This window comes from uncultured Clostridium sp. (genome assembly GCF_947039605.1).
Lineage (GTDB): Bacteria > Bacillota > Clostridia > Clostridiales > Clostridiaceae > Sarcina.
The window spans coordinates 42,182-67,768 of sequence record NZ_CAMQZG010000013.1 but is presented as its reverse complement, the minus strand read 5'-3'; the positions used below and the strand labels follow the sequence as shown (position 1 = coordinate 67,768).

The 25,587-nt window shown below is 28.3% G+C and carries 22 protein-coding genes, 1 riboswitch and 1 other annotated feature; of the genes, 16 read left to right on the top strand and 6 right to left on the bottom strand.

The window, feature by feature from the left end; translation table 11 throughout:
- Positions 1 to 107: 107 nt before the first annotated feature.
- The 4 genes from Q0V24_RS06675 (at position 108) to Q0V24_RS06660 (ending at position 4,337) form a co-directional block, all read left to right on the top strand.
- Positions 108 to 1,073 carry a hypothetical protein gene (locus tag Q0V24_RS06675; RefSeq protein ID WP_297519710.1) on the top strand — a complete coding sequence of 322 codons (966 nt, stop codon included), beginning with the start codon at positions 108 to 110 and terminating at the stop codon, positions 1,071 to 1,073.
- Between the two features lie 267 nt (positions 1,074 to 1,340).
- Entirely contained in the window at positions 1,341 to 2,315 is a 975-nt protein-coding gene (locus tag Q0V24_RS06670) for a hypothetical protein (protein WP_297519708.1), read from the top strand.
- Between the two features lie 227 nt (positions 2,316 to 2,542).
- The gene (locus Q0V24_RS06665; RefSeq protein ID WP_297519706.1) at positions 2,543 to 3,058 is read left to right on the top strand and encodes a sigma-70 family RNA polymerase sigma factor; all 516 of its coding nucleotides are present in this window, start codon (positions 2,543 to 2,545) and stop codon (positions 3,056 to 3,058) included.
- Between the two features lies 1 nt (position 3,059).
- Positions 3,060 to 4,337 (top strand): hypothetical protein, encoded by a 1,278-nt coding sequence (locus Q0V24_RS06660; RefSeq protein WP_297519704.1) that lies wholly within the window; start codon positions 3,060 to 3,062, stop codon positions 4,335 to 4,337.
- An 86-nt stretch (positions 4,338 to 4,423) separates the two neighbouring features.
- Here Q0V24_RS06660 and deoD read toward each other — a convergent pair whose 3' ends face one another.
- Positions 4,424 to 5,131 carry a purine-nucleoside phosphorylase gene (gene deoD, locus Q0V24_RS06655; protein ID WP_297519702.1) on the bottom strand — a complete coding sequence of 236 codons (708 nt, stop codon included), beginning with the start codon at positions 5,129 to 5,131 and terminating at the stop codon, positions 4,424 to 4,426.
- Between the two features lie 458 nt (positions 5,132 to 5,589).
- On the opposite strand from deoD, the gene trpS reads away from it, so the two are divergent.
- From trpS to Q0V24_RS06620, 7 genes are all read left to right on the top strand, one after another.
- Positions 5,590 to 6,597, top strand: a complete 1,008-nt coding sequence (gene trpS, locus Q0V24_RS06650) for a tryptophan--tRNA ligase (protein WP_297519701.1) — start codon at positions 5,590 to 5,592, stop codon at positions 6,595 to 6,597.
- A 220-nt stretch (positions 6,598 to 6,817) separates the two neighbouring features.
- Positions 6,818 to 7,009: a hypothetical protein gene (locus tag Q0V24_RS06645; RefSeq protein WP_297519699.1), complete on the top strand. Its 192-nt coding sequence runs from the start codon at positions 6,818 to 6,820 to the stop codon at positions 7,007 to 7,009.
- Between the two features lie 207 nt (positions 7,010 to 7,216).
- Complete coding sequence (locus Q0V24_RS06640; protein ID WP_297519697.1) at positions 7,217 to 7,798, top strand: hypothetical protein; 582 nt, start codon at positions 7,217 to 7,219, stop codon at positions 7,796 to 7,798.
- Positions 7,799 to 7,968: 170 nt separating this feature from the next.
- Positions 7,969 to 8,664, top strand: coding sequence for a response regulator transcription factor (locus Q0V24_RS06635; protein ID WP_297519694.1), 696 nt, complete (start codon positions 7,969 to 7,971; stop codon positions 8,662 to 8,664).
- A gap of 65 nt (positions 8,665 to 8,729) precedes the next feature.
- A riboswitch (TPP riboswitch) is annotated at positions 8,730 to 8,829 on the top strand.
- A 127-nt stretch (positions 8,830 to 8,956) separates the two neighbouring features.
- A complete protein-coding gene (gene thiT, locus Q0V24_RS06630) occupies positions 8,957 to 9,583 on the top strand; it encodes an energy-coupled thiamine transporter ThiT (protein ID WP_297519692.1) in 627 nt (208 codons plus the stop codon).
- Between the two features lie 392 nt (positions 9,584 to 9,975).
- Entirely contained in the window at positions 9,976 to 11,889 is a 1,914-nt protein-coding gene (locus tag Q0V24_RS06625) for an endonuclease MutS2 (protein WP_297519690.1), read from the top strand.
- Positions 11,890 to 12,489: 600 nt separating this feature from the next.
- The gene (locus Q0V24_RS06620; RefSeq protein ID WP_297519688.1) at positions 12,490 to 12,621 is read left to right on the top strand and encodes a hypothetical protein; all 132 of its coding nucleotides are present in this window, start codon (positions 12,490 to 12,492) and stop codon (positions 12,619 to 12,621) included.
- Positions 12,622 to 12,929: 308 nt separating this feature from the next.
- Here Q0V24_RS06620 and Q0V24_RS06615 read toward each other — a convergent pair whose 3' ends face one another.
- From Q0V24_RS06615 to Q0V24_RS06595, 5 genes are all read right to left on the bottom strand, one after another.
- The gene (locus Q0V24_RS06615; protein WP_297519686.1) at positions 12,930 to 13,499 is read right to left on the bottom strand and encodes a DUF3284 domain-containing protein; all 570 of its coding nucleotides are present in this window, start codon (positions 13,497 to 13,499) and stop codon (positions 12,930 to 12,932) included.
- Between the two features lie 169 nt (positions 13,500 to 13,668).
- Positions 13,669 to 15,090, bottom strand: a complete 1,422-nt coding sequence (locus tag Q0V24_RS06610) for a PTS transporter subunit EIIC (RefSeq protein ID WP_297519684.1) — start codon at positions 15,088 to 15,090, stop codon at positions 13,669 to 13,671.
- Between the two features lie 118 nt (positions 15,091 to 15,208).
- Positions 15,209 to 15,508, bottom strand: a complete 300-nt coding sequence (locus Q0V24_RS06605) for a PTS sugar transporter subunit IIB (protein ID WP_297519682.1) — start codon at positions 15,506 to 15,508, stop codon at positions 15,209 to 15,211.
- Between the two features lie 71 nt (positions 15,509 to 15,579).
- The gene (locus Q0V24_RS06600; protein ID WP_297519680.1) at positions 15,580 to 15,912 is read right to left on the bottom strand and encodes a hypothetical protein; all 333 of its coding nucleotides are present in this window, start codon (positions 15,910 to 15,912) and stop codon (positions 15,580 to 15,582) included.
- A gap of 456 nt (positions 15,913 to 16,368) precedes the next feature.
- Positions 16,369 to 19,101 carry a sigma 54-interacting transcriptional regulator gene (locus Q0V24_RS06595; protein WP_297519678.1) on the bottom strand — a complete coding sequence of 911 codons (2,733 nt, stop codon included), beginning with the start codon at positions 19,099 to 19,101 and terminating at the stop codon, positions 16,369 to 16,371.
- Between the two features lie 544 nt (positions 19,102 to 19,645).
- Between Q0V24_RS06595 and Q0V24_RS06590 the strand changes: the two genes are divergently transcribed.
- From Q0V24_RS06590 to Q0V24_RS06570, 5 genes are all read left to right on the top strand, one after another.
- On the top strand, positions 19,646 to 19,951 hold the full coding sequence (locus Q0V24_RS06590) for a hypothetical protein (RefSeq protein ID WP_297519676.1): 306 nt from the start codon (positions 19,646 to 19,648) through the stop codon (positions 19,949 to 19,951).
- Positions 19,952 to 20,018: 67 nt separating this feature from the next.
- Positions 20,019 to 20,300, top strand: coding sequence for a hypothetical protein (locus Q0V24_RS06585; RefSeq protein ID WP_297519674.1), 282 nt, complete (start codon positions 20,019 to 20,021; stop codon positions 20,298 to 20,300).
- A gap of 97 nt (positions 20,301 to 20,397) precedes the next feature.
- Positions 20,398 to 20,662 (top strand) — a binding site (T-box leader).
- A gap of 67 nt (positions 20,663 to 20,729) precedes the next feature.
- The gene (locus Q0V24_RS06580) at positions 20,730 to 22,697 is read left to right on the top strand and encodes a class I tRNA ligase family protein (protein WP_297519672.1); all 1,968 of its coding nucleotides are present in this window, start codon (positions 20,730 to 20,732) and stop codon (positions 22,695 to 22,697) included.
- A gap of 180 nt (positions 22,698 to 22,877) precedes the next feature.
- Positions 22,878 to 23,957 carry a sensor domain-containing diguanylate cyclase gene (locus Q0V24_RS06575; RefSeq protein WP_297519670.1) on the top strand — a complete coding sequence of 360 codons (1,080 nt, stop codon included), beginning with the start codon at positions 22,878 to 22,880 and terminating at the stop codon, positions 23,955 to 23,957.
- A 161-nt stretch (positions 23,958 to 24,118) separates the two neighbouring features.
- Positions 24,119 to 25,249, top strand: a complete 1,131-nt coding sequence (locus Q0V24_RS06570; protein WP_297519668.1) for an RNA-binding domain-containing protein — start codon at positions 24,119 to 24,121, stop codon at positions 25,247 to 25,249.
- Positions 25,250 to 25,587 lie beyond the last annotated feature (338 nt).

Genomic DNA, 25,587 nt, shown 5'->3' with positions numbered 1-25,587 from the left:
TATAACTAAATGATTAGAATAACAAAAACTTTGCTATAATTATAATAAGAGTATAAATAAAGAGTTAAGTAGGTTAGCCTATTTGATGTGTGAGGGAGTAGATAAATATGTTGATATTAAAAGTGAAAAACTTTTTAGATATAGAAGAAGCGAATGTTGATTTAACGACAAAATCTATAATTATTGGTTATAACAGTACATCTAAATCTATGTTAATGAAACTTGGATATACTATGTTAAAATCATTGCAAAATATATACCTATATACAAATGGTGCAGATAATATTGATGATAATAAAAGTTTGCAAATTATAGGAAGAGATTTTATAGAAACATTTGGAGAGCCAATAGCTAGGTTATTTACAAATGAAACTTTGGTTGAATTATATTGTGATGATAAACTTGTTATTTCAGTTAATTTAGATGAACCCAAAGTTAATATAACAGCTAATCAATTTGAATTCTTTAGAGCAACAGTTTTATATTTATCATCTACTAGTATATTAGATAATTATAAAAGTATAGCATCAGGGACTCCAACAGGCTTAAATGGTATTGCTACCTTATCAGACTCTACATGTATGGCATATGATAAGGTAATGTTACAGGCAATTTTTATAGGACAAACTAATGGAATAGATAATTGGACTGGAAAAGGTAGTATTAAAGAATCTAATAATGATTTAATAATTGATGAGAAAAATAATGTGTTACTTAAAGATGCAGGAGAATATAGGAATGTTCAACTTGTAGGTAATGGTATTAGACTGCAAAATGTTTTAAAAAACATAGAAAAATCAGGGACACTACAAGGAGATACATCACATATTTTTATTGATGAGCCAGAAAATGGAATCAATCCGAGGTTACAAGGAAAAATAGCAGCAATTTTAAGTAATAGAAGTTATAACATAATGTATACAACGCATAGTCCATTTATGATTAAATATAGTGATGTTCAAAGCACTAAATATTATTTATCTTCTAAAGGAGAGCAAGGTGTCAAATTTATTGAAGTAGCATATGAAGATGCGTTAGATTTTTTATCTAAACCAATACTTGGACTTTATTAGGAGCATATAAATAGTTAGCAAATTTATAGATAAATAGGTATAAAAGCATCTAAACATACTTTCGAATCAAAAAAAGTGTGTTTAGAATTAGCTAAAAGAATAAAAAAGAAAGAAAGGGGTAAGCTACTTAAGTACCGATGGCTAGTCGGGATCTAAAGACTGTGGAGTTCTATATCAAATTGGAGTAGTGTATATGAAACAAGGGACTAAGAAGCAGTAAAATTCTTGATATGGACACTTTTGTCTGTATTTTAAGTAGCAGGTAAAATGGATTATTATAAAGAATTAGAAAAAATTAATGTTCCTTATATTGAGTTTGGAGAGGCAGCTATGCCGGAAGACTCAACAATTACATCTTTAAAAAGTTTAGGTGGTTATGATGAAATAAGAGGAGACTTTCCATATGTTTATAAGCCAGATACATTAAAAGTTAAAGATATTAATGATGTAATATTGTCGACAGTATCAGCAGTAGATGGGATTGTTCAAGTTAAAGATGAACTTAGATTTATAGAGTGTAAAGAAATAAGTAAATCTATATTAGATGCAATTAATCTTATAAACAATACAGAACCTAATATTAAATCAGTTGATAGTTATATGGAGAAATCATCTAAAAAATTTAGAGGGTCTGTTAGATTTTTTTGTGATCAGGAAGAAGAGCTAACTATACATCCTTACATGTTTTTTGATTTTGAGGTAGCAAGTAAAATATCAAAAGAAGCATTACCAATGTCTAGATGGGTATTGTCAGCATACCTAACAAAACTTAGAAGATGTAACAAAGAGCTTGTTCAATCATTAGGTCTTGCTATTTCTAGAAAATCTATAGATTCATTACTAGGAAAAGAAGTATATGAATTTAAAGTAGATGATTGGGATGATTTAGATAATATAAATTTAAATAATGAAGATGAACTGTGTTTTATAAAGGCAAAGCCTGTAAGTATAAAAGCAACAGAAATTAAAATAGCTAAGGTTGTTTTTAGTGAGAGAGAACTTGAAAATAAAAAACAAAGAGCAATGTATGAAATGAGACAAAAAGCAATGCATGATGAAGCTAATGCATTATATTCAGCAAGAGAGCAAGGTATAGAACAGGGGAAAGAAAAAGGTAAAGTAGAAGCAAAACTTGAAGTTGCTAAAAATCTTTTAGATGTTTTAGATGATGAAACAATATCAATGAAAACAGGTCTTTCAATTATAGAGGTTAGAGAATTAAGAAAAAGTGAAATTAAATAAATTAGTTAAAAGGGATTTCTTATAATATGAGAAATCCCTTTTTCATTAAGTTATTAACTTAGCAATAAGGGTTTCATATTTTATAGGTAACATATAAATAATACAAGGGTTATATCAGTATAAAGATATAATCTTTTTTTTATTGTAAAAAAAGTTTTGAAATTATGGAACGTTTTTATAGAGTTAATTGTCTTATGTATGAAGCGCTTTAAAGGGGGATAAAAATAATGACAGAAAGTTTAATTTTTAAGAAGGCTCAAAAGGGTGATGCTGATAGTTTTAATCAGTTAATAGAGCCAATTAAGGGGAAGTTATATAGAATATCGTTTATGTATATGAAGAATGAGAATGATGCTATGGATGCACTTTCAGATTCAATAGTTAAGGCTATTAAGGCACTAGATAAGTGTAAGTGTGATAAAACATTCAATTCTTGGATGGCAACGATAGTGGTGAATACATGCAAAAATAATTTAAAGAAATTAAAAAGGGATAACATAGTAGAAATAAGTGAATTTGAAAATAAATTAACATATGAAGATAAGGTATTAGAAGAGGACAGTGAAGTGTATAAAGCTATAAATACTTTAAATGATAGAGAAAGAGATTTGATACTTAAAAGGTATATTGATGATATGAGCGTTAAAGAAATTTCAAGGGTAAATAATGTGCCAGAGGGTACTGTGAAAAGTGGTTTAAATAGAACACTTAAAAAACTTAGAGTAATTTTAGGAGGGGTTTAGTATGGGATTTAATAATAATGATATAGATAAAATAAAACTTCCAGATAATTTTGATGAGAGAATAAAAAACACAGTAGATAAAGCTTATAAAGAAAAAAACAAGAAAAGTAAAAGAGGAAAGAAAGTAGCTATTGCAGCAGGGCTAGCTTTTGCAGTTTCAACAGGTTTTGTAGTTTCGAATCCAGAGTATGTTGAAGCAACAATCCAAAAAATCAGAGAAGTATTTAAAACTAGAAATTATAATATAGTTTTAGAAGATGGAACAGAAAGTTTTGAGGCTACTTATAAAATGGAGCATATGGGAGTTGAAATAACTTTTGATATTGATACAAGTATTCCAGGAATTATAAAAATCAAAGAAAGAGTTGATAGTAGCAATATAAAATTAGAAGATTGGAAGTTAGATACGAAACATGAAGATGCAAATGTTAGTTTAGATAATATTACTCTTTCGGGTAGTGGAAGCTTTGATGATGAATATCAAACTAATCTTTATAAGAAAATTTATGAAAATAAAAATATTTTAGAGGAGTTAGAATATGTAAAAGAAAATGGAGATGGACAGGGATTAAATGTTGAAGGTGTTTTAAAAGTAAAGGAGTATTATGAGTGGGGAATGTCAGATGCGGACTTTATAAATAAAAGGATACAAGCTGATACATCTTATAATATTAAAGAAGCCTTTTATAGTGATCAATCAGGGGAGTCAAAAGAAATTAGTGAAAGTTGTTATGAAAGTGAAACTGAAATAAGAATTGAAGAAGAAGTACTTGGTAAAAAAGAATTAAATTTAGAAATTGAACTTTCTAAGCTGAGTTTGCACAATTATGCAGTAGGTGCAAAGAAAAAAGTTTTAAATATACCATTAAAAGCAACAAGGAAAAAAAGTGCAGTTAAATATATACCGATAAATCATTCCTATAAGGCTGAGGGAATGAGAGATTCAATAGTTCAAGAATTAATTGCTTATCCAGATGGAAAAGTAGAGCTAATATACAACTATGGAAGTCACAAGGATAAAGATTATAAAATAACTAAGTTTAGAATTGAGAATGAAGATGGAACAAGACTTACAGATGTTGGTGGTGGAAAAATATCTATGGGGCAGGTAGAGAATTGGGCTGATGTACCTGTAACAAGAAGTTATGAAGGGAAAATTACAGGTGATACAGTAAAATTAATTCCAGTAGTAACTCATAATACTAATAAAAATATTGTAGTAGATAAAGATGAGCCTATTTTAAAAGAAATAGAGCCAATAATAGTTAAAGTAAAATAATTTAATAAATAATAAAAGAACGCAAAGTATTTAAATACTTTGCGTTCTTTACACTTAATGGAAAAAATAAGTGTTTAATTAATTTCTTAAAGTTCTATTGCTGCATCTAAAGCAACTTCCATCATTTGAAGGAAAGTTGTTTGTCTTTCAGCTGGAGGCACTGCCTCACCTGTTATGATATGGTCACTTATTGTAACCATAGCTAGAGCGTTAGCTCCGTATAAAGCTGCTACTGTGTATAAACCAGCTGCTTCCATTTCTACTGCTGTAGTTCCAACTTTTGCCCACATATCATAGTTTTCTAAATAATGGTTGTAGAATGAATCTGAAGTGAATAAACTCTCCATTCTTGGTTCTATACCATGTTTAACTGCACTATTATATGCAAGACTAGCTAATTTAAAACTAGCTGTTGGTGCAAAGTTAGCACCTTTGAATATATGATTGTTCATACCTGAATCAGTATGAGCTGAAATTCCGATTATTAAATCTCTTAATTTAACGTCTTTATTGATAGCACCTGCTGTACCTATTCTTATAAGGTTTTTAACACCATAATCTTTAACAAGCTCAGTTGCATAGATAGTTATTGATGGCATACCCATTCCAGTTCCTTGAACTGATATTTTTTTGCCTTTGTATGTTCCTGTGAATCCAAGCATTCCTCTGATATTGTTGTAACAAACTACATCTTCAAGGAAAGTATCAGCTATAAACTTAGCTCTAAGTGGATCTCCTGGAAGTAATACTGTTTCTGCTATTTGACCTTCTTTTGCTTCTATGTGTAAACTCATATGTATGACGCTCCTTTTTATTTCGTTGATTTCTATAGGTCTATATTACCCTTTTTTGTAAACGGATACAAGTAAATGTGCCAAATGAATTTTGATATTTTGATTTTTTTTATAAGGATTTGTTTATAGATTTATTTTGATTTATAAGAAAAATTTATAAACGGTTAATAAATAAGGGGAAAAAGTAAAAGTTGAATATTTTTATAAGAAAATTTTTTTGTATGTAAAATGGAAAATATAAAAGGAACATTCAAAATTAAAAATAATAAAATAATATTATAATCTGTGTTTGGAATTTGTTATGATAACGTATTAAAAAACTATTAAATTGTGTTAATATATAAGGTATACTATAAAGGGTAATAAACCTATGAAAAGTAGAGTAAAATAGTCATAGGCATACTTTGCAAGAATATTATGCAAAGTAAAGTTTTAATAATGAAAGGAGAATTATCTCAATGGAAGAAAAGAAAAAGGTTATATTTAGTGGAATTAAACCTTCAGGAGACTTAACAATTGGAAATTATCTAGGAGCTATCAAATCATGGGTAAAACTTCAAGATGATTATGAATGTTACTACTGTGTTGTAGACCTTCATGCAATAACTGTTAAGCAAACACCAGCAGAGCTTAGAAAAAGAACTTTAGAGATATTAGCTATTTACATAGCATCAGGAATAGATGTAGAGAACAACACACTATTCATACAATCACATGTGCCAGCACATGCTGAATTATCATGGCTTCTAACATGCAACTCATATATGGGTGAGCTTAGTAGAATGACACAGTATAAAGATAAATCACAAAAAGCAGTAGATTCAGGTGAATCAATAAGTGCAGGACTATTTAATTATCCAGTTCTTATGGCAGCAGATATACTTGCATACCAAACAGATTTAGTTCCAGTAGGTATAGACCAAAGACAACATCTTGAACTTGCTAGAGATATAGCAACAAGATTTAATGGGGCATATAGTCCGACATTCCAAATCCCAGATGGGTATACACCAAAAGCTGGAGCAAAAATAATGGACCTTCAAGATCCAACAAGAAAAATGTCTAAGTCAGAAGAAAATCCAAATGCTTCAATACTACTAATGGATGAACCAACAGTTATTAGAAAGAAAATTTCAAGAGCTGTGACAGATAGTGTAGGGGTTGTAAACTATACAGATGAACAGCCAGGGGTTAAAAATCTTATTAATATAGTTTCAACAATACAAGGGGCTAGCCCAGAAGAAATTGTTGCAAGGTATGTAGGAAAAGGCTATGCAGACTTTAAAAAAGATGTTGCTGAGATAATAGTAGGAGAACTTGAGCCAGTACAAATAAGAGTAAGAGATCTTCTTTCAAATAAAAAAGAACTTGAAACTATATATAAAGCTGGTGCAGAAAAAGCTAATTATATAGCAACAAAAACACTTAGAAAAGTTCAAAAGAAAATTGGTTTAATACCAAGATAATTTGAAAGTGAATTTTTAGATTATAATATAGAAAGAATTTTATATTAGATTTAAGTGGTAATTAAGAAATTATATAAGAAGGTGCGGTAAATTTAATTTTACTGTACCTTTTTTGAGATTTTATAAAAAGGTAATCAAAAAGTTACATATAAGGCAAAAGATAAAGGTAGAATTTAATTAGAGTTTAATTTAAAAGTTTAAAAGTGTGAAGAGGATAAAGATGAAGAGGGAAAAGATGAAAACAAGAATTATAGGTTTGATTTTAGTGGGAGTTGTAGCAATGGTCAGTTTAGGGATTTACGTGATACATAAAAGACAAGAACAAGATAAAAAACAAATTATTATTAATGAAACAAATGAGTTTGCTCATAATAAAGATGTAAATCTTAACATAACAGTTCAAAAAAATTAGTGGCTTTAGAAATATTTACAATAAATAAATAAATATTTCTAAAGTGAACTAAAGGTGAAAAAATATTTAACTACTTCTTAGCATTTTAGACTAGGAAGTAGTTTTTTTATGTCTTTTTAAAAAAGTTTAAAAATGATTTTTAGTTTATTAAATTGTAGTTTAAAATTTATGACTATAATTTATTAAAGTGTATTTTAGGGGGACAATATGGGGGTAGTTTATAAATTAAGTGGAGAGGAATATATAAAAACTATAAAAGATAAGGGGATATATATAGGTAAGGAAAATAATATAGAAATAGCTTTTTATCATGATAAGATTATAATAAAGGAACTAGATATTATATTAGAACTTGATAGGGGAGATATATTAAGTGTAATTGAAGAAGAAAATATAATTATTAATACTATATTAGGATATAAAATTATTATCTTGGATAATGTAGTAAAAAATAAATTATCAATGATTGAATATTTAAAGATGCATAGTGATGAAAATAGAAAAATAGATATTGATACTGTAAGAATAGATACTTTAAATAATATTTCTATAATTAGCATAAATAAATCTACAATAACATTTAATTTAAAGAAAGTAGATAGTATTATTACAGAGGGAGAAAATTTATATTTTATAAATAAAAGTATTTTGTTTCAGAGAATTAGTTTACCTAAAATGATTTTTACTACAGTAGAAGATGAAAAAAAATTCTTGAGTAGTTTAAAGTTAAATAAGATAAAATTTATGAGATTTATGAAAAGTATTCTTTTAAATAATGAGAAAGATTAATTTATGTGGTTAGTCTTTTTTTTATTAGTTTTGACATTTTATATTAAGAATAGATTAAGTTTATGATATGCCTTATTGTGTGATAATAATATGGTTGTTATAATAACGGTATTGAGGAAGATTAGTAGCCAGAAGAAATAGGTGAAATATATAAGTTGGGGGAGTAAATTATGTTAGATAAAAGGATTTTAATAGTTGATGATGAAATGCATATAAGAGAACTTATTAAGTTTAATTTAGAGAAAAATGGATTTAAGACTATTCAGGCAGCTGATGGTGGAGAAGCTGTTGAACTTGCAAAAGAAAGACAAGTAGACCTTATAGTACTTGATTTGATGTTGCCGGTTATGGATGGATTTGAAGTTTGTAAAGAAATTAGAAAAGATAGCGTGATAGGAAATACACCAATTATTATGCTTACAGCAAAGGGTGAGGAGATAGACAAGATTGTTGGGCTTGAGATTGGTGCTGATGATTATATGACAAAGCCATTTTCAGTAAGAGAACTTGTCGCTAGAGTGAAGGCACAACTAAGAAGAAGCTCAAGTGTTAAAACTGAAAGCAATTTAGTTAAGTTTGGTGATGTAGCAGTGAATTTACAAACTAGAGAAGTTAGAAAAAATGAAAATATTGTTGATTTAACTTTAAAAGAATTTGAAATATTAAAAATATTGATAAAAAACAAAGGGTCAATTATTACAAGAGAGGTTTTGCTTGATAGAATATGGGGATATGAGTACATTGGGGAAACTAGAACAGTTGATGTTCATATTAGACATTTAAGACAAAAAATAGAAATGGATGATAAGAATCCAATGTTTATACAAACAATTAGAGGTGTTGGATATAAATTCATATGCGAATAAATAAGAAGAATTTGACAATTGTATATACTTATTATAAAATAGCTATAATAAATATTTAAAATTTAATATCTTGCTAGGGGTGCTTATAGCTGAGAGATTCTATTTAGAATTAACCCTTGAACCTGTTTGGTTAGTACCAACGTAGGAAAGCTATTTCTTTTTAAGTCATTTTGAGGAACGCTTCATAATGCTTAATTTTGATTTATGACAATATTTCTGCAAAGAAATATTGTTTTTTTGATTTTAGGGCATTATATTAGCAGACAATAAATAAAAGAGAGGGGATATTTTTATGTCACAGTATAATCAAGTTTTACAACATGTAGAGATTGTAAACATACTAACTTATATTATAAGTATTGCTTTTATCGTATTCATAGGAGTGGGATTTAAGAAGAAAAAACCAAGTTTAAAGCAGATGATAGTTATTGCTATATTTGCAGCAATGGCATTTGTATTATCATTTATAAAGTTTATTGCATATCCACAAGGTGGAGGGATAAATCTTCTGCCATTCCTTCCAATAATGCTTGTTTCGATTTTTTATGGAATTACGGAGGGGATGACTTGTGGCCTTATTTATGGAGTTTTACTTCTTATAACAGGTGGACATATAGTTGGAATTGCAGAGGCTCTTATGGACTATGTTTTAGCAAGCGTAACACTTGGACTTGCAGGTATAGTCGGTAGAGAGAAAAGATCTCAAATTTTGATTGGTTCTATAATAGCTGTATTTTTAAGTGTACTAGCTAATATAATATCAGGAGTATATTTCTATGGAATGTATGCACCTCCAGGGATGAACCTTTGGTGGTACTCAATTACTTATAACGTTAGCTCTGCTGGAGTTGTTGGGGTTTTAAGTATTATAGTTATAATGCTACTGCCAATAAAAAGATTAAAGAAACATGTATACTAAAAATAAAGTTTATGTTAAATTTAGCGACATATATTGAAATGAAAAATTTAATATGCTAGGATTAAGATATAAAAAATAAGAATTAAAGAGGTGCTTTATGAGCGGGGTAGTATTAAAATAGAAAATTAAATTATTGAATAATTGTTAAAAGTAATGAGGTGATAGACCTTTGTTTGCGATGCGATTATTTAGGTTTCTATGGAGATACGAAAAGCTTGATAAGGTACTATTGATATAATAAATTATAAGGAAGTTATATAAAAATTTCTTTATAAAGTAGTATTTGAATTGTAAGCTGTGGATATCCACAGCTTTTTTTTATATAAAATTAAATTAGTGATAGCCTATGTATCTCCATATGTTTATTTTAAAAAAGAAAGGATATGGGATAAATGAATAATAATACATTTGAAAAATTGCAGTATGAAAATTTAAAAGAGTTAGTTAAAAAGAATTGCGTTAGTGGACTTGGGAGAGAGCTAATTGATAATATAAAACCTTCAGCAGATTTAAGGGTTGTTGAAAGAAAGTTAAGTGAAACATCAGAAGGAGTTGCTATTCTAGATATGATGAATCATATTCCTCTTTATGGAATATTAAATATAAAAGATCATATAGAGAGTGTAGAGAAAGGGATTATTGTTGAGGCAAGAGAACTTATAGAGATAAGTAATTTTCTAAGAGGATGTAGAAAACTTAAAAATTCAATGAAGGATAAGGAAAGTTATGCACCTATGCTATCTAGTTATTGTTTATCAATTACTGATTTAATAAGTGTAGAAGAAGAGATAGAAGTTTCTATAAAAGGGAATAAAATCGCGGATGATGCAAGTAAGGAGCTTAAAAAAGCAAGAAGACTTATAGAAGCGTGTGAAGAAAAAATACAGGAAAGACTTAAAAAGTTTTTAAGTAGTTCAGGAAATAAAGAGTATATTCAAGAATTTTTTGTAAGTAAAAGAGATGGGAGGTTTACAGTTCCTATAAAGGCTTCTTACAAAAATCATGTTCAGGGTGAAATTATAGAGGTATCATCAAAAGGTTCAACTGTATTTATAGAACCAAGTAGTATTTCAAAGTATGTGAGTGAGTTAAATGTTTTAAGAGTTGAAGAGTCTATAGAAGAGTTTAGAATATTAGCAGAAATAAATAATAAGGTTTTTGAATATATTAGAGAAATTAAGTTGAATATTGAGGTAGTAGCACAGTTTGATATGATATTTGCAAAGGCTAAGTATAGTAAAAATATATCAGGAGTAAAACCTGAAATTAATGATAGAGGATATGTTAATATAATCAAAGGAAAACATCCGCTTTTAGAGAATAATGCAGTACCATTAGATTTTGAGATAGGTTCAAAGTATAGAAGTATGATTATAACAGGGCCAAATGCTGGTGGTAAAACTATAGTTTTAAAAACTGTTGGTATACTTACATTAGCAGTTCAAAGTGGTTTTCATATTGCAGCAGATAAGAATACTAATATAGGTATGTTTAAAAATGTTTTTGTTGATATAGGAGATAATCAAAGTATAGAAAATTCTCTTAGTACATTTTCATCACATATGAAAAATCTATCAGATATAATTAGAAATACAAATAATAAAACGCTTATACTTTCAGATGAGATTGGGTCAGGTACAGAGCCTAATGAAGGTGCAGGTATTGCTATAGCTATATTAGAAGAGTTTTATAAAAAAGGTGCTATAACAGTTGCAACAACTCACTATGGTGAGATTAAAAGATTTTCTGAAAATCATAGTGATTTTGAAAATGCAGCTATGCAATTTGAGAGTGAGAGCTTAAAACCTTTATATAAACTTTTAATAGGAAAATCAGGGCAAAGTAATGCACTTTGGATATCTAAAAAAATGGGAATTGAAGAGCGGATTTTAGATAAAGCAAAAAGGTATATAGAGGATAAAGATTATAGCTATGAAAAAGTAGTTGAAAGTAAGGTTAGAAGAAATATTAATAATGAAGTTGAAGTTATAAATAATGTTATAGAGGTAGATTACTTTAAAGGTGATAAGGTTAATTTATTAGATTTTGATGAGGTAGCAGTAGTTTATAAACCAATTGATGAACTTAATAATCTTACAGTATATTATAATCATGAATTTAAAGAGATAAATAAAACAAGAGTTACTATGAATATTAAAGCTAGTGAACTTTATCCTGATGATTATGATTTAGATTCAATATTTACATCTTACAAAGATAGAAAATTAGGACATGATATAGAAAGAGGATCTAAAAAAGCATTAAAAAAAATACAAAAAGAAATAAAGAAGAACAAGGAAAAATAAAAAAAGAAGCCCTGATAGATAAACATATTCATAGATGCGGTTAAAGGTACAATAGAGCCTACATTTGGTAATATTAAAGTCCAAGAGGTTGGATATATTCCATTAATAGCAGAAGACTATACTAAAGAACTTGAAAAAATTCAAAAGTAAAATTATAAGATTTTGCTCCCAAATAAAACTTTGTATATAGAATGAAAAAGACCAGTAAGGGACAGTTATCCTTACTGGTCTTTTCTGTATAGATTAAATTAAACTTTTTTGCACATAAAGTACGCAAAAATTGCCATAGGCAATTATTGATATTCTAAATTTTATGTAAACATAAGTCTAGAATAGTCCAGATAGGACAACAATAGTTTATCACACACTTATAAGCTTGTAAATATCAATATTCATATTAATTTAAGTTGAAAAAAAGATTTATAACTTAACAAAGTCTCAATAATTAAGATTTTTGATTTAACATGCATCTATTAGAATTAACTGTGGGGGCTACGAAATTTGAAGTAGTTAGAAGAATTGCTATACGGGAGGCTTTATAAGGAATAGTATCTTCATTTATATTAGCTATATCAAGAGTGATAGGAGAAACTATGATAGTTGGAAAAGGTAATTGAAGAGGTAAAAGAGTTTGCAAATACACAAGATATTTTATCTAAGAATTTATTTGAAGGAATGAAAAAAGCAAGGGTAGTGTACCTTGCTTTTTTTCTACGTTATTTTTTAGTTTAAGAAGTCAAAAAAATTTAATTATATTAGGGATATAATTATTGTGTATATCTTGAATTAATGATGTGTGTGATATCATTAAATTCTATTATGCTCTAATTGAAAAATATTATCAATTAGGATTATGTATTAATAATAATATATAATCATTGATAAGTCAATAAAAAAACTAAATATTTTTTAAACTTTTATAAAAAATATCTAGCTAGACATATCATTATAATATTGAAAGTAAGCTAACAGATATCAAAATAGTTAAAATAAAAGAATAATACCCCAAAGAGGGGTATTATTCTAATTAAAGAGAGTAATTACTCAACTATATTTTCTTTTTCTTTAATTTCAATGCTTATATCATTATCATCATTTTGATTAATAGCAACTTCATCTAAAGGAGTAGAACTATCAAGAGCATTTTCACCTTTTGTTTTAGGTGTAGTTCTTTCTTTTTCTTCTACTAAAGCAGCTTCAAGACCTTGCTTTAAATAACTAAATCTAGTTTTAAATCTATTCTTGAAAAACATTGTTTGAACAAAGGTATTAACTGCTACAAAGAATCCTTCACCAATTTGATATTCATTTAGACTTAAAAGTGTAGTGTTTTCATCAATAACTTCAAGTTCATATCTTGATACAAATGTAGTTTGTGTTTTAGATGTAATTGTAGTTATTTCATATACTGCATTTTCTTTATAGTCTGAAATTTCTACATAAGCCTCTGCACTTTTAGTTGTATAGTGTCCTATTGTCTTTTTTGTTGAAGTACCAATAGCTTCCTTTTCATTAAATCTTGGAAAGTCTTGTTTGATCATTTTTTTAAAGATTTTAAAAATATCTTTAGCTGAATAATTGATCTCAGCAGTTTCTTTGAATCCCTTCAAATTAAATCACCTCTAACGTATTTTATATAAAAATTATACTATAAAAATATATATAAACAATGAATAATAGAACATAATAATAAAAAGTAATTGTTAAGTAAGAAAAAGAGTAGTAGTTAAATAAAAAAATGGTATGAGGCAAAGCCCCATACCATTAATTTTTTATTTATTAAACTTCTTCTCTGTTTGAAGCTATAATAAATGGTGTGTAGATTAACACTGATAAAGCGAATAATGCAGCAGCAAGTAATGCCGCTTTGATATCTCCACCTGTTGCAAGGAATGCACTAAGGATTGGAGGTGTTGTCCATGGTGTTTCAACACATATCTTGTTAGCAAATGGTATGATTTCTGTGAATACATACGCTATTGTTAAACAGATAGCTGGTGTGAATATAAATGGTATAAACATAATTGGGTTTAATACAAGTGGCATACCAAAGATTACTGGCTCATTGATTTGGAATAAACCTGGAGCGATAGCAAGCTTGAATAATTCTCTTTGCTCTTGTCTCTTCGCGAAGAAGAATATAGCAACAAGTAATGCAAGAGTAGCACCTGATCCACCTGGTTGAGCATAAACGTCAACGAAGTTTCTTGTTAATGTTTGCATAGCCTCTTGACCTAAGCCATTTTGGAATGCTTCCATATTTTCTAATAATGGAGGTCTATACATTGAGTTCATAGCAGGATCGATAATGTTTGATCCGTGTAATCCGAAGAACCATAATAATTGTGAGAACATTACTAAACCAATGTAAGTGATTGGAGATTGTCCAAGTTTTACAAGAGGCTCTTGAATGAACTTATTAACGATATCAAGGAATGGTATTTCTACGAAATTAGTGAATACTACACCAATGATACTGAATAATAATATTGTTATAGTTGAAGGGATGATTGCTGAGAAAGCTTTTGATACCGCTGGAGGTACTTGCTCAGGCATTTTGAATGTCCATCCTGCTTTTGTGATAGCTACGAATAATTGAGTACCAACCATAGCTACGATAATACTAGCGAACATAGCTGTTGAACCAAAGTTTCCTACTGGAATTTGTCCCCATGTTCCGATAGTTGCCTGCGTAGCGCCATTTAGGGCTTCAGCAGCAACTTCTACAACTGCACCATTAGCATCTAAAAATGCTACTGTACCAGCTTCTGAAATTGTTAATCCACCTACTCTAGGACCAGCTTCAGCAAGTATTGCAAAGTAAGAAGCGATACCAGTAATAGCAGCGGCAATACCGTCTACTTCGTAAGATTTAGCAAGGCTATATGAAATTGAAACAACTAAGAATATTGCTATAATAGCTAATGTTGCCCACCAAACTCTTCCCATTACAGGTATTACGTATTTGTCGAATATAGGTTGTACACTTTCTGCGTACCCAGCTGACTCGTTTAACTTTTTACCAGCTAAAGAACCACTTGTAAAGATAATGTTATTGAATAATACAGCCATGGCACCAACCATGTTAACCCCAAGAGTAGCGATGAAACCGTCTCTTAAAGCGCCAAGGTGTCTTTGTCCACCGATGACAGCTGCGATAGGCATTAGAGTTTTCTCTAACCAACCACTAAGTTTGTTCATTGATAATTCCCCCCTGAATATTAAATTTTAAAAATAAATCTATAATAAATTATTTTTAACGTAACTAAAAAACTTTTTGAATTAATTATTGCAGTAATCAATCATAATTAAATTATGATTATTTCATTAATCCTAAAGCTTGGTCTAAAACAGCAGATCCATCGATTTTTCCATAAGCTCTCATTTCGATAATTTCGATTGGTTTACCTGGAAGAGCGCCTGTTACTTCTCTTAACATATATCTAACTTGAGGTCCTAAAAGTATTACGTCAGCATTCTTTGCGATATCTCTATAAGTACCTGAACCTGTTGCAGATATATCAAGCTCTAAACCTCTATCTGTAGCTGCTTTTTGCATTTTTGTTACTAGTAATGATGTTGACATACCAGCAGAACAAACTAATAATATTTTTTTCATAATAAAAACCCCTTTCCCTTTGTAATTAAAAATTTATTTATTTAAAATCTTTACTATAAGTATCAAGCCAATCAATTATTTTCTAAAAGATGCAATGCGGAGGAGAGTATGTTATCTACTTTAAGTAGTCCATAATCTAAACCTTTAACAACTTCTACTGGAATTGATTTGTTTTTACTAGAAGTAAGAGACTTAAATTCTTTTAACTTATATGCAATTTGAGGAGCGAGTAATATAAGATTATAGTCACCATTAAAATCTTTAAACTTATCAAGTGGAATTGCTTCTATTGAAAGAGTTATTTTTTTTTCGCTTGATGAATTTAATATTTCTATATAATCTTCAAGTTTTTTTACTACTAAACTAGAAGACATACCAGCACAACATATAAACAATATTTTCAAAGTTTATCACCTCAGTTGTCATTTGTTTGTGAAATTTAATTTATTTTGTTTTACACTTATATATATAGCAAGACGCATGCCAACTTTTTAGAATGGCTAAATTTCTATGCTTAGGAATTATGACTTATACTAATGTATATAGAAAAAGATAATGTTTTCAGAAAAACATAGATTTTCGTATACAGATAAAATGGAAACATATACAGATAACTAAAGTATTGATATAGAGAGGATATATTGACGAGAAAGAAGAGAAGATGTCTATTAAAACAATAAAAAGGTTTTTATATTATGTTGTTTAGAAAAAATAAAAGTCACAAACAATTAAGAAAAATATCCTAATTATTTATGACTTTTGTAATTTGAATTTAAGACTTTATCATGAGTATATATAAAGAAAATTTATTTTATAAGATAAATGCTCATGATAAATTTATCTATATTATTAGGAAGTTTTTATAGTTCTTTTACAGTTCTAATAATGAAACAAATTTCATCATCAGAGAATAATAGTCCAAGCTTACTTTCATATGAAACAAATAAACTTTTTAGTTTATAAAAATCTTCTTTATGCTCGTGTAGAATACTATCCTTTAATAAACAACTAATATCTGGATTTTCATTTAGCTTGAGTCTTTCAAGTGCACAAGTTGTATGAAGGATAAGGCCTATAGATGTATTTTCAGATAATGTTATATTTAAATCTTTTGATATAAATTCAAGAAGGTCTGTCATAAAATTCTCATAAACAGTTTCGTTTATAATATCTTTAATCTTCTCTTTATGAGAATCTATTATAGTAGAAAGTGTATTACTACAAGATTTTTTTACAAGAGCTTTTAAATTTGTTAAATTTGAATCTTTAAATACATCTGATATAGGGATAAAAGGAACACCAAATATTTCAGGATTAAAAGTTCCAACTATTGCAATTATATTTTTATCATCTCCAAGTGAGTTAACTGTTGAGTAGAATTGTTGAACTGTATCTATATTAAGAGGTATTATTTGAAGTTTATATTTTTCAGTATCAATTTTCTTTGTTAATATCTCTTTTAAAATAACAGCACTACCCTCACCAGTTGAACAAGTTGTAATTATTATATTCTCACTTTTTACTTTGAAGTTATCTTTTAAGTTATTTATATTTGAATCTATATAATTAAGATGGCTTTCCTGAACAGAGTACCAAATATTTTCCATGTCTTTATCAATTATAGCTTTTCTAGCACATTCTAAAACTGTAAGAGTAGATGCCATTTCTATAACTTTAATTTTAATACCAGTTTCTTCCTCTATTAATGAAGAAAACATTTTAAGTGATCCCATATCAACTAAAAGAAGAACTCCTGCACCTCTATGATTTTCTATTATTAAATCTTTTAATTCTTGATATGCAATAGTAGCACTTTTTTCAAGACTCATATTATAAGGATATATATTATGAGCATTTATAAGTTTTCTAGCAACATCAACCATAGATGTTGCAGTAGATTGACCATGCATAGCAACGACTACTATAGGGTGGTTAATTTCATCAAGGTCAGGATTCTTTCCAAGCGTTAAAAATAGTGCTATAAATCCAACTTCATCAAGTGGGAGTTTAATTAAAAATTTCTTTTCTATTTTACTAGCAAATGTTAGAGATAAAGCATATTCATCTCTGTGCTCTTGCATTATAGATTGAAGAGTAGGATTTATAATATCTTTCCCTAAATGAATTCTTTTGATAGTAGAATCTAGATGAAGACAAAGTCCATAAAAAGTCTTACTAGGAAAAACTCTTCCAAGAGTACTAACAGCAGAAGTTATGAAATTTTCAACAAGTTCTATAATTTCTGGGGCAACAAGTTTTGCAATTTCTTCCTTATTAATATCTTTATCAAAATCTGATACAAGTTTTTTAAAGTAACTATTAATTTCATTAGTCAGGACTATATTTATGTCCTCTTCATCAACACCACGCTTTTGATAAGTCTCTATTTTATCAGCCATAGATTCATAGAAGTTATCAGGTAGTTCACCTTTTACAATTTCCAATACTTCTTCAGAGCCATTAGATTTGAAAGAAAGTTGTTTATCTGATTGAACAACTTTATCTATAGCATCCATATGATTTTTGTAAAGTATAAGTCCTTGTTTAACATGTGGTGCAAAATCTGTATTTAAAAGTTTTATTGCTTTTTCACCTTTAGATATACATTTTAGAAAAGCATTTGCACACCCAAGTTGAATATCACTTTTAAGTTGTCCTATGTTTGCAGCACAGTTATATAATAGAAGACATCTTAAACTATTAGGTGAAACTATAATTTCTTTTCCTATTCTAGCTGCTTCTATTCTAAGAAATTCACAAATAAGCTCAAACCTTTCACTATATGTTCTATCACGTAATGATGGAAGAGTTATATTCATTGGCATTCTTCGTCTAAAAGTTTGAAGAAGAGTAGTATCTGTATTTTCTGTTGTTGCACATATAACTAAAACTTCACTTTTTTTTACATTTTCACTTTCTCCAAGAGGAGTAAATTCACCTTTATCCATAAGGTAAAATAACATTTCTTGTCCTTCAGGTGGAAGTCTATGAACTTCATCAAGGAAGAGAATTCCTTTATTAGCTCTTTCAACAAACCCTATTTGGTCTTTATCAGCGCCTGTATAAGCACCTTTTTTACAACCAAATAGCCTAGCAAGTAGTAGCTGTGGATTATTAGCATAATCAGCACAGTTAAAAGAAATGAATGGAGCCTCTGGAGAGTAAATGCTACTTTCGATAGCAAATCTATGCATAAGCTCTGCAAACATAGTTTTACCTACTCCTGTTTCACCAAGTAATAGAGTATTAAGACCATGTGGTGGATAAAGCATAGCCGCTTTTGCTTGCTGTATAGAATTCTTTAAACTTTGATTTCCACCAATTATATTATCTATGTTTACAATAAAAGATGTTTTATGTGATGTATTATTAGGATTAATTTTATATAATACAGGTTTTCCTTTTATTTTTAATACTTTTCCTTCAGTATATAGTTCATTTAATATTTTACTGACATTAGCCCTTTTTATGTTAAGTTTTTCAGCTATCTCATTTGTTTCACAACCGACCATTGAAATTTTATCTTGTATTTGTTTATTAGAGTTATCCTCTATATAATTTAAAATTAATTCTTTATTAGTATAACGTTTCACCTAATCACCCTCTTATAACAAAATAAATTTAGCATTTTTATGTAGTAAAGTTCTAGTTAAAAAGTAAAAAAATACCTATAATAAATTTTCACAAAAAAATGTGTTTAAAGTTTAAAGTAAGTGTGTATATTTATTAAATTTTAAAATTAAACACTTAAATAGATTTTCATTACGATATTATCAAAAATGTGCTATATTTATTAATATTTTTTAAAAAGTAAAAATATGTATAGCTAAAACAGTTAATAAACCAAAAAGGTTAAAATTTCCAAGTATACAGATGAGGCATACAGATACCTAAAAGCAGTTTTTTGAAAAAATAAAATAAAAAAATTGGCTATTTTAAAGGGGTAGATTGATGTTGGCATGTTATTTGCTAAATATATTAGTGAGAACAGTTAATAAATTCAAAAATTATACGAAAATATAAGTATAAAATTTGTCTATACAAAAAAATATAAAGAGGGAGTAAGTGAAAAAGAAGTATATATTTCATTTGCTTACCATAAGATAAAGTAATTTAAAAAATAGGGGGAGTTTAGAAATGAAAAAATATTTAGTAGTAAGTAAGGGTTTACCACAATCACAAGCTTTTGAGAGAGCAGCAAGAGAGTATACAGCAAAAAACAGTTTATCAGTAGAATGGTATTTTAATAAAGAGGTTGATTATTTAGATGTTGTTAAAACAGAAAATATTGATGTTGTTGTAATATCACCAGAAGTTTTAATTACAGAGAATAAAATAAAAGCTGAACTTGATACAATAAATGTTGATTATCTTTCAGTTAAACCAGCAGATTTTGGTTTAAGAAGACTTGAGAAGATAATGCCATTATTAGAAGCAAAGTAAGCTTTGTTAATATGCCACAGTAAAATTACTGTGGCATATATTTTTATTATGAGAGGGGTTTTAGAGGATGGCAATTAGATGTCCAAAATGCGAGAAAAAAATAAATAATAATTACATAAAAGATGCAAAGAATATGGAGAGTTTTAAGTGCCCAAGTTGTAAGGTTGATATTGAAGAGAGTGGGAAATCAAAGATATTAGCAATTATAATAGCTATTATCCCAATAATGTTTTTAGCCTTTTTTATAAAAAACTTCTTTATAAGAATAGTAGTAATATTTATATGGGCATTTATCATTAATTCGCATATCAGACCTTTAATTTCAAAGTATAAATTAGTAAAAAAATAGGATATCCATATTGGATGTCTTATTTTTTTGATTTGTAGTAAATAAAAGGGGGAAAAGCTAATTGACATGTAATATTTCAGGGTATATAATTAAGAAAATAAAGGCTATGAAGAGAAGAGTAATTATAAATAGTATTCAGAGAGTTTTCGGTTAGTGTGAGGAAATTACGAAGTTATAATGAAACAAGACTTGGAGCTGCATACGGATCTTATTATTTATAAGTGATGCTATGACGTAGGTTCACGTTACAGAACTAGAGTATATTTTAAAGATAAAAGATGAAAGTAAGTGTACTTGAAGAGCCTGAAATAGCAATGTTTTGGGGAATAAGAGTGGTATCGCGAAGTAATTTCGCCTCTGTAGAATTTAGTTCTATAGGGGTTTTTTTGTTTTTAAAATAGTATTTAAATTAAAAAGGAGTGGTTAATTATGATAAGTAATAAATTAAAAAGAGATGAAAAACCAGTATTTCCTAAAAGAGCAGTAATTACAGCTGGAATGCCTTATGGGAATAAAAATCTTCACTTTGGTCATGTTGGAGGTATGTTTGTTCATGCTGATATCTACGCTAGATTTTTAAGAGATAGAATTGGTAAGGAAAATGTTATATTTGTATCAGGAACTGATTGTTATGGTTCACCTATTCTTGAGAGTTATAGAAACTTAAAAGAGAGTGGCTATACAGATACAATGGAAAACTATGTAATGAAAAATCACCTTAGCCAAAAAGAAACTTTAGCAAAGTATAATATTAGTTTAAATCTTTATGGTACTTCTGCTTTTGGAAGAAGTGGAGAAATTCACAATAAGGTTTCAGAAGAAGTATTTAATGCTTTATATAACAATGGATATGTAAAAAAAATGTCTACATTACAATTCTATGATAAAGAGCAAGATACTTTCTTAAATGGAAGACAAGTAGTTGGGAAATGTCCTATAGATGGTTGTACTTCAGACAAAGGATATGCTGATGAATGTTCACTTGGACATCAATATATGCCTTCAGAACTAATAAGTCCTATCAGTAAATTATCAGGTTCTGTACCAGAACTGAAAAGTATAGAAAATTGGTATTTTACTTTAGATGATTCAACTGACAAGATGAAAGAATTAAATGAATTCTTAGTTAGAAATACTAATAGAAGAAAATATGAGCTTAAAGCTATAGATGAGTTCTTAAAGAAACCATTACTTTATGTTCAAAGAAAATATATAGAAGACATGGATGCACTTGTTGCTAAACTTCCAACTCATGAATTAGTTGATGAAGAGAAGAAACCTTCAGTAAGCTTTATTTTTGAACATCTAGAAGATAGAGACACAGCAAAATCTATATTAGATGGATTAAATATCAATTATAGAAGTGGTAAGACTTTAGTTCCATTTAGATTATCAGGAAATATCTCATGGGGAGTAAAAGTTCCAGAAAAGGATGGAGTTAAAGATTTAACATTTTGGGTTTGGCCTGAATCATTATGGGCTCCAGTTTCATTTACAAAAACATACCTAGAGTCAATAAATGCTAGTGATGATGAATGGCGTAAATGGTGGGATAATGAAGATTCTATGGTTTATCAATTTATAGGTGAGGATAATATATACTTCTATTCAATAGCTGAAATGGCTATGCTTATGGGACTTAAAACACCTAAAAATGAAGAAGTAGAGATGGATAAGATACATTTCCCACATATTATTTCTAACAAGCATATATTATTTATGGATAAAAAAGCTAGTAGTAGTTCAGAGGTTAAACCACCTATGGCTGATGAGCTTTTAGCTTACTATTCAAAGGACCAATTACGTATGCACTTTATGAGTCTTGGATTATCTTCTAAGAGTGTTGGATTTAAGCCACAAGTTTATATGGCTGAAGAAGAAAAAGTTGGTGTAGATGCAGTATTAAAAGAGGGAAATCTTTTAACAAATGTATTTAATAGACTTATACGTTCAAGTTTATATACTTTACAAAGTTTAGAGGAATCTCTTCCTATGTTTGAGATGAGTGATAAAATTAAAGAATTATCAGAAAAAGCTGTAGTAGAGTATGAAAGACATATGTATAATCAAGAATTCCACAGAATAGCATATGTTCTAGATGAGTATATCAGAAATGTTAGCAAATACTGGGCTAGTAACAGTAAAAATGAAGAATTTAAAAAACAATTAGTAGCTGATACTTTCTATGCTTGTAAAATCATAGCTATATTAATTCACCCAATAGCACCAGATGGTTGCGAGATGTTTAGAGAATATCTTAATATTGATGAAGATTTATGGAACTGGGATAATATTTATGAGCCACTTAATGTTTACTTTAAAGATGGAGAAAAGCATACATTTAAATTCCTTGAACCAAAAGTTGATTTCTTTAAGAAATTAGACCACCAATATTAAAATTAAATTTATAGATTATAAAGATACTTTCCTTTTTAAAAAGGGGAGTATCTTTTTTTATTTTAGTTAAATTTAAAAATCTATAAAATTGCCAGTAAAACTATTAATAAACACTTGAAAGTATACGATAAGAGATATAGAATATGAAATATATGGAAAACTATCTGATTTGGGGGAAGTATGGAAAATTATGAAGAACTTTATAAACAGTTAAACAGAGAATTTCACAGTTATCAACTTTTTGCAGAAGAGAGACTTCAAAAGATGAATAGAGTAAATAAAGGATTAGAGAGAAAATTATCAATATTTGAAAATATTGTAGAGGTTAGTAAGTATATAAATTCTAATATCTCAGATTCAAATTTACTTGGAATGATAAATGATATGATAGTAGGAATGCTTGGTGTTAGTTATTCAACAATACATTTGATTGAAAATGATATATTAGTTCCTAAGACAACGAATATAGGTGATTTAATTAACACAAAGATTCACTATAGACTTGAAGAGATTAAAATGGGAAAGTCATTTATTAAAAATGATAATAATGGTATTTTTTCAACAATAGATGGTGAAAATAAAATTAATTCTTTAATAGGTGTTCCAATTTGCATAAAGGAAAAACTTACAGGTTATATAATTGTAGAACATATGTATTATACATTTTTTGAGAAAGAAGATGTTAATTTTATTGAGTACATAGCACATCAGGTTGCAATAGCTATTGAAAATAGCAGTTTATATAAAAAAATTCAAGAAGCAGCACAAAGAGATTCATTGCTTGATATTTGTAATAGAAAGTATTTTTATGAATTAATAGAAATAGAGAAAAAAAATAATGAGGAGTGTAAAGGTTTTGCAATAGTAATGTGTGATATAGATAACTTTAAAAATGTAAATGATACTTATGGACATCAAATTGGAGATTTAGTTCTAAAATCTATAGTTAGGATTATGAAAGAGAATTTAAGGGAGTCAGATATAATAGCACGATATGGTGGAGAAGAGATAATTATATTTTTAAGTGGAGAGAGAAGTAGAGAGGAAACTATTGCCCAAGTTGAAACTATGAGGGCAGAAATAGAAAGTAATATAGTTAAATCATCAGATGATGGAGAGTGTAGTGTAACTGTAAGTTTTGGTGTAGGATTTACTACTAGTTCAAACGAGGATGGACTTGCAGTTGATAAGATTATTAAAAGAGCAGATGATAAGCTATATGTTGCAAAAAGGACTGGGAAAAATAAAGTAGAATATTAAAAAAACAGGTCACTTCATTTAAAATTTATATTATAAATTATAAATGAAGTGCTTTTTTATAAATTTTGTTATAAAAGCAGTTGAATGTTTAATATAATTTATAAAGAAAAAAATTATATCAATAGCGATATGGAAAGTTTAAATAATAGATAGGTGTATTTATGGATATAAAAAAGTTATTAAGAATTATTAGAAAAAATGAAGGTAGTAAATTAGATTTTAAAGAACAAATGCATTTAAATACAGAGTCAGATAAGAAGGAGTTTACTAAGGATATTTGTGCAATTGCAAATTCTAAAGGTGGCAGAGGACATATTATTGTTGGGATTCAGGATAAGAGCAAAAAAATAGTTGGTATAGAGAATTATGCTAAATTAAATGAGGAAAGAATGCAGCAAATTATAAGCTCAAGATGTGATCCACCAATTCCAATTTCTGTGGAAGAGTTTATTATAAATATGAAAAAGATTTTAGTCATAACTATATTTGACGGTGAGCAAAAGCCGTATCAAGTAAAAGAAACAGGGGCTTTTTATATTAGAAGAGGTTCTATTACTGATTATATGAGAAAGAGTGAGTTATTAAATGTTTTTCAGGATAAATTGGATTTAAATATAGAAACTTGTGCAATTATGAATTCAAATGAGAGTCTTTTAGATAATAAAAGTTTGAGTAAATATTTTAATTCAAAGGGAATAGAGTTTAATGAAAAGAATAGAGATTTTCTTTTGAGTAGTAGCAATATAGTAAGGGTTAATAGAGAAACGGGTGAGAAAATTTGTACACTTGGAGGACTTTTAGTATTTTCACAGATCAATAGCATTGCTATACCTTATAATTTTATCAAAATTGGGGGTGAAGATAAAAAGGAAATATATATACAAGGAAGTTTACTTACAATGATAGATAAAGCGAGTGAGTATATAAAAATGATATTACCAGATAAATATCCTTGTAATGCGATTATTGAGGCTGTCAAAAATGCAGTCTTATATCGAGATTATACTTTAAGTAATTGTATAGAGGTAATCATAGAAAAAGAAGAGGTTACTGTTAAAAATCCAGGTAAGTTTATAGAGAATAGCGATAAGTATATGTTAGATTATTCTAAAAGAAATATGTGGATTTATGAAAAGTTAATAACCTTAGATACAGAGAATAGATTTATAAAGGATGGTCAAGGTTTTAAAAGAATGAATAAAGAACTTGGAAGTCTTGGAAAAATGGAAATTATTGAAAGTAAAAGTGAGGAAATGGTAAAAGTTATTTTCCCAGGTATTGAATCATTTTAGAGATTTTAGGCTATTATAATCTAAGAGAGAAATTCAAACAAATATTCTTGTGAATTGCCTTTATAAGCTATATACTATAAATATGCCTTTTTAGGGAATAAACAACTTTTAGGTTGTAATTTTAGACATAATGAATAGAATAGTTACTAAAACTATAGACAATTGGGCATACTAATAGCCATAAATACTTTTTAATCTTTTTTAATCGAAAAAAGGTACGGAACAGGCGAAAATAAAAGCCAAAATCAGAGCGTAAGGGCTGAGATAATTATAGGGTAGAACCTTGTTGGTGCTTGTTGGTAGATGATTAACAATACTAAAAACAAATCAAAATAAAT

Bases quoted from the DNA above. Each gene is read 5' to 3' on its own strand.
- Q0V24_RS06675 (WP_297519710.1), top strand. From the start codon at position 108: ATGTTGATATTAAAAGTGAAAAACTTTTTAGATATAGAAGAAGCGAAT.
- Q0V24_RS06670 (WP_297519708.1), top strand. From the start codon at position 1,341: ATGGATTATTATAAAGAATTAGAAAAAATTAATGTTCCTTATATTGAG.
- Q0V24_RS06665 (WP_297519706.1), top strand. From the start codon at position 2,543: ATGACAGAAAGTTTAATTTTTAAGAAGGCTCAAAAGGGTGATGCTGAT.
- Q0V24_RS06660 (WP_297519704.1), top strand. From the start codon at position 3,060: ATGGGATTTAATAATAATGATATAGATAAAATAAAACTTCCAGATAAT.
- deoD (WP_297519702.1), bottom strand. From the start codon at position 5,131: ATGAGTTTACACATAGAAGCAAAAGAAGGTCAAATAGCAGAAACAGTA.
- trpS (WP_297519701.1), top strand. From the start codon at position 5,590: ATGGAAGAAAAGAAAAAGGTTATATTTAGTGGAATTAAACCTTCAGGA.
- Q0V24_RS06645 (WP_297519699.1), top strand. From the start codon at position 6,818: ATGAAGAGGGAAAAGATGAAAACAAGAATTATAGGTTTGATTTTAGTG.
- Q0V24_RS06640 (WP_297519697.1), top strand. From the start codon at position 7,217: ATGGGGGTAGTTTATAAATTAAGTGGAGAGGAATATATAAAAACTATA.
- Q0V24_RS06635 (WP_297519694.1), top strand. From the start codon at position 7,969: ATGTTAGATAAAAGGATTTTAATAGTTGATGATGAAATGCATATAAGA.
- thiT (WP_297519692.1), top strand. From the start codon at position 8,957: ATGTCACAGTATAATCAAGTTTTACAACATGTAGAGATTGTAAACATA.
- Q0V24_RS06625 (WP_297519690.1), top strand. From the start codon at position 9,976: ATGAATAATAATACATTTGAAAAATTGCAGTATGAAAATTTAAAAGAG.
- Q0V24_RS06610 (WP_297519684.1), bottom strand. From the start codon at position 15,090: ATGAACAAACTTAGTGGTTGGTTAGAGAAAACTCTAATGCCTATCGCA.
- Q0V24_RS06605 (WP_297519682.1), bottom strand. From the start codon at position 15,508: ATGAAAAAAATATTATTAGTTTGTTCTGCTGGTATGTCAACATCATTA.
- Q0V24_RS06590 (WP_297519676.1), top strand. From the start codon at position 19,646: ATGAAAAAATATTTAGTAGTAAGTAAGGGTTTACCACAATCACAAGCT.
- Q0V24_RS06585 (WP_297519674.1), top strand. From the start codon at position 20,019: ATGGCAATTAGATGTCCAAAATGCGAGAAAAAAATAAATAATAATTAC.
- Q0V24_RS06580 (WP_297519672.1), top strand. From the start codon at position 20,730: ATGATAAGTAATAAATTAAAAAGAGATGAAAAACCAGTATTTCCTAAA.
- Q0V24_RS06575 (WP_297519670.1), top strand. From the start codon at position 22,878: ATGGAAAATTATGAAGAACTTTATAAACAGTTAAACAGAGAATTTCAC.
- Q0V24_RS06570 (WP_297519668.1), top strand. From the start codon at position 24,119: ATGGATATAAAAAAGTTATTAAGAATTATTAGAAAAAATGAAGGTAGT.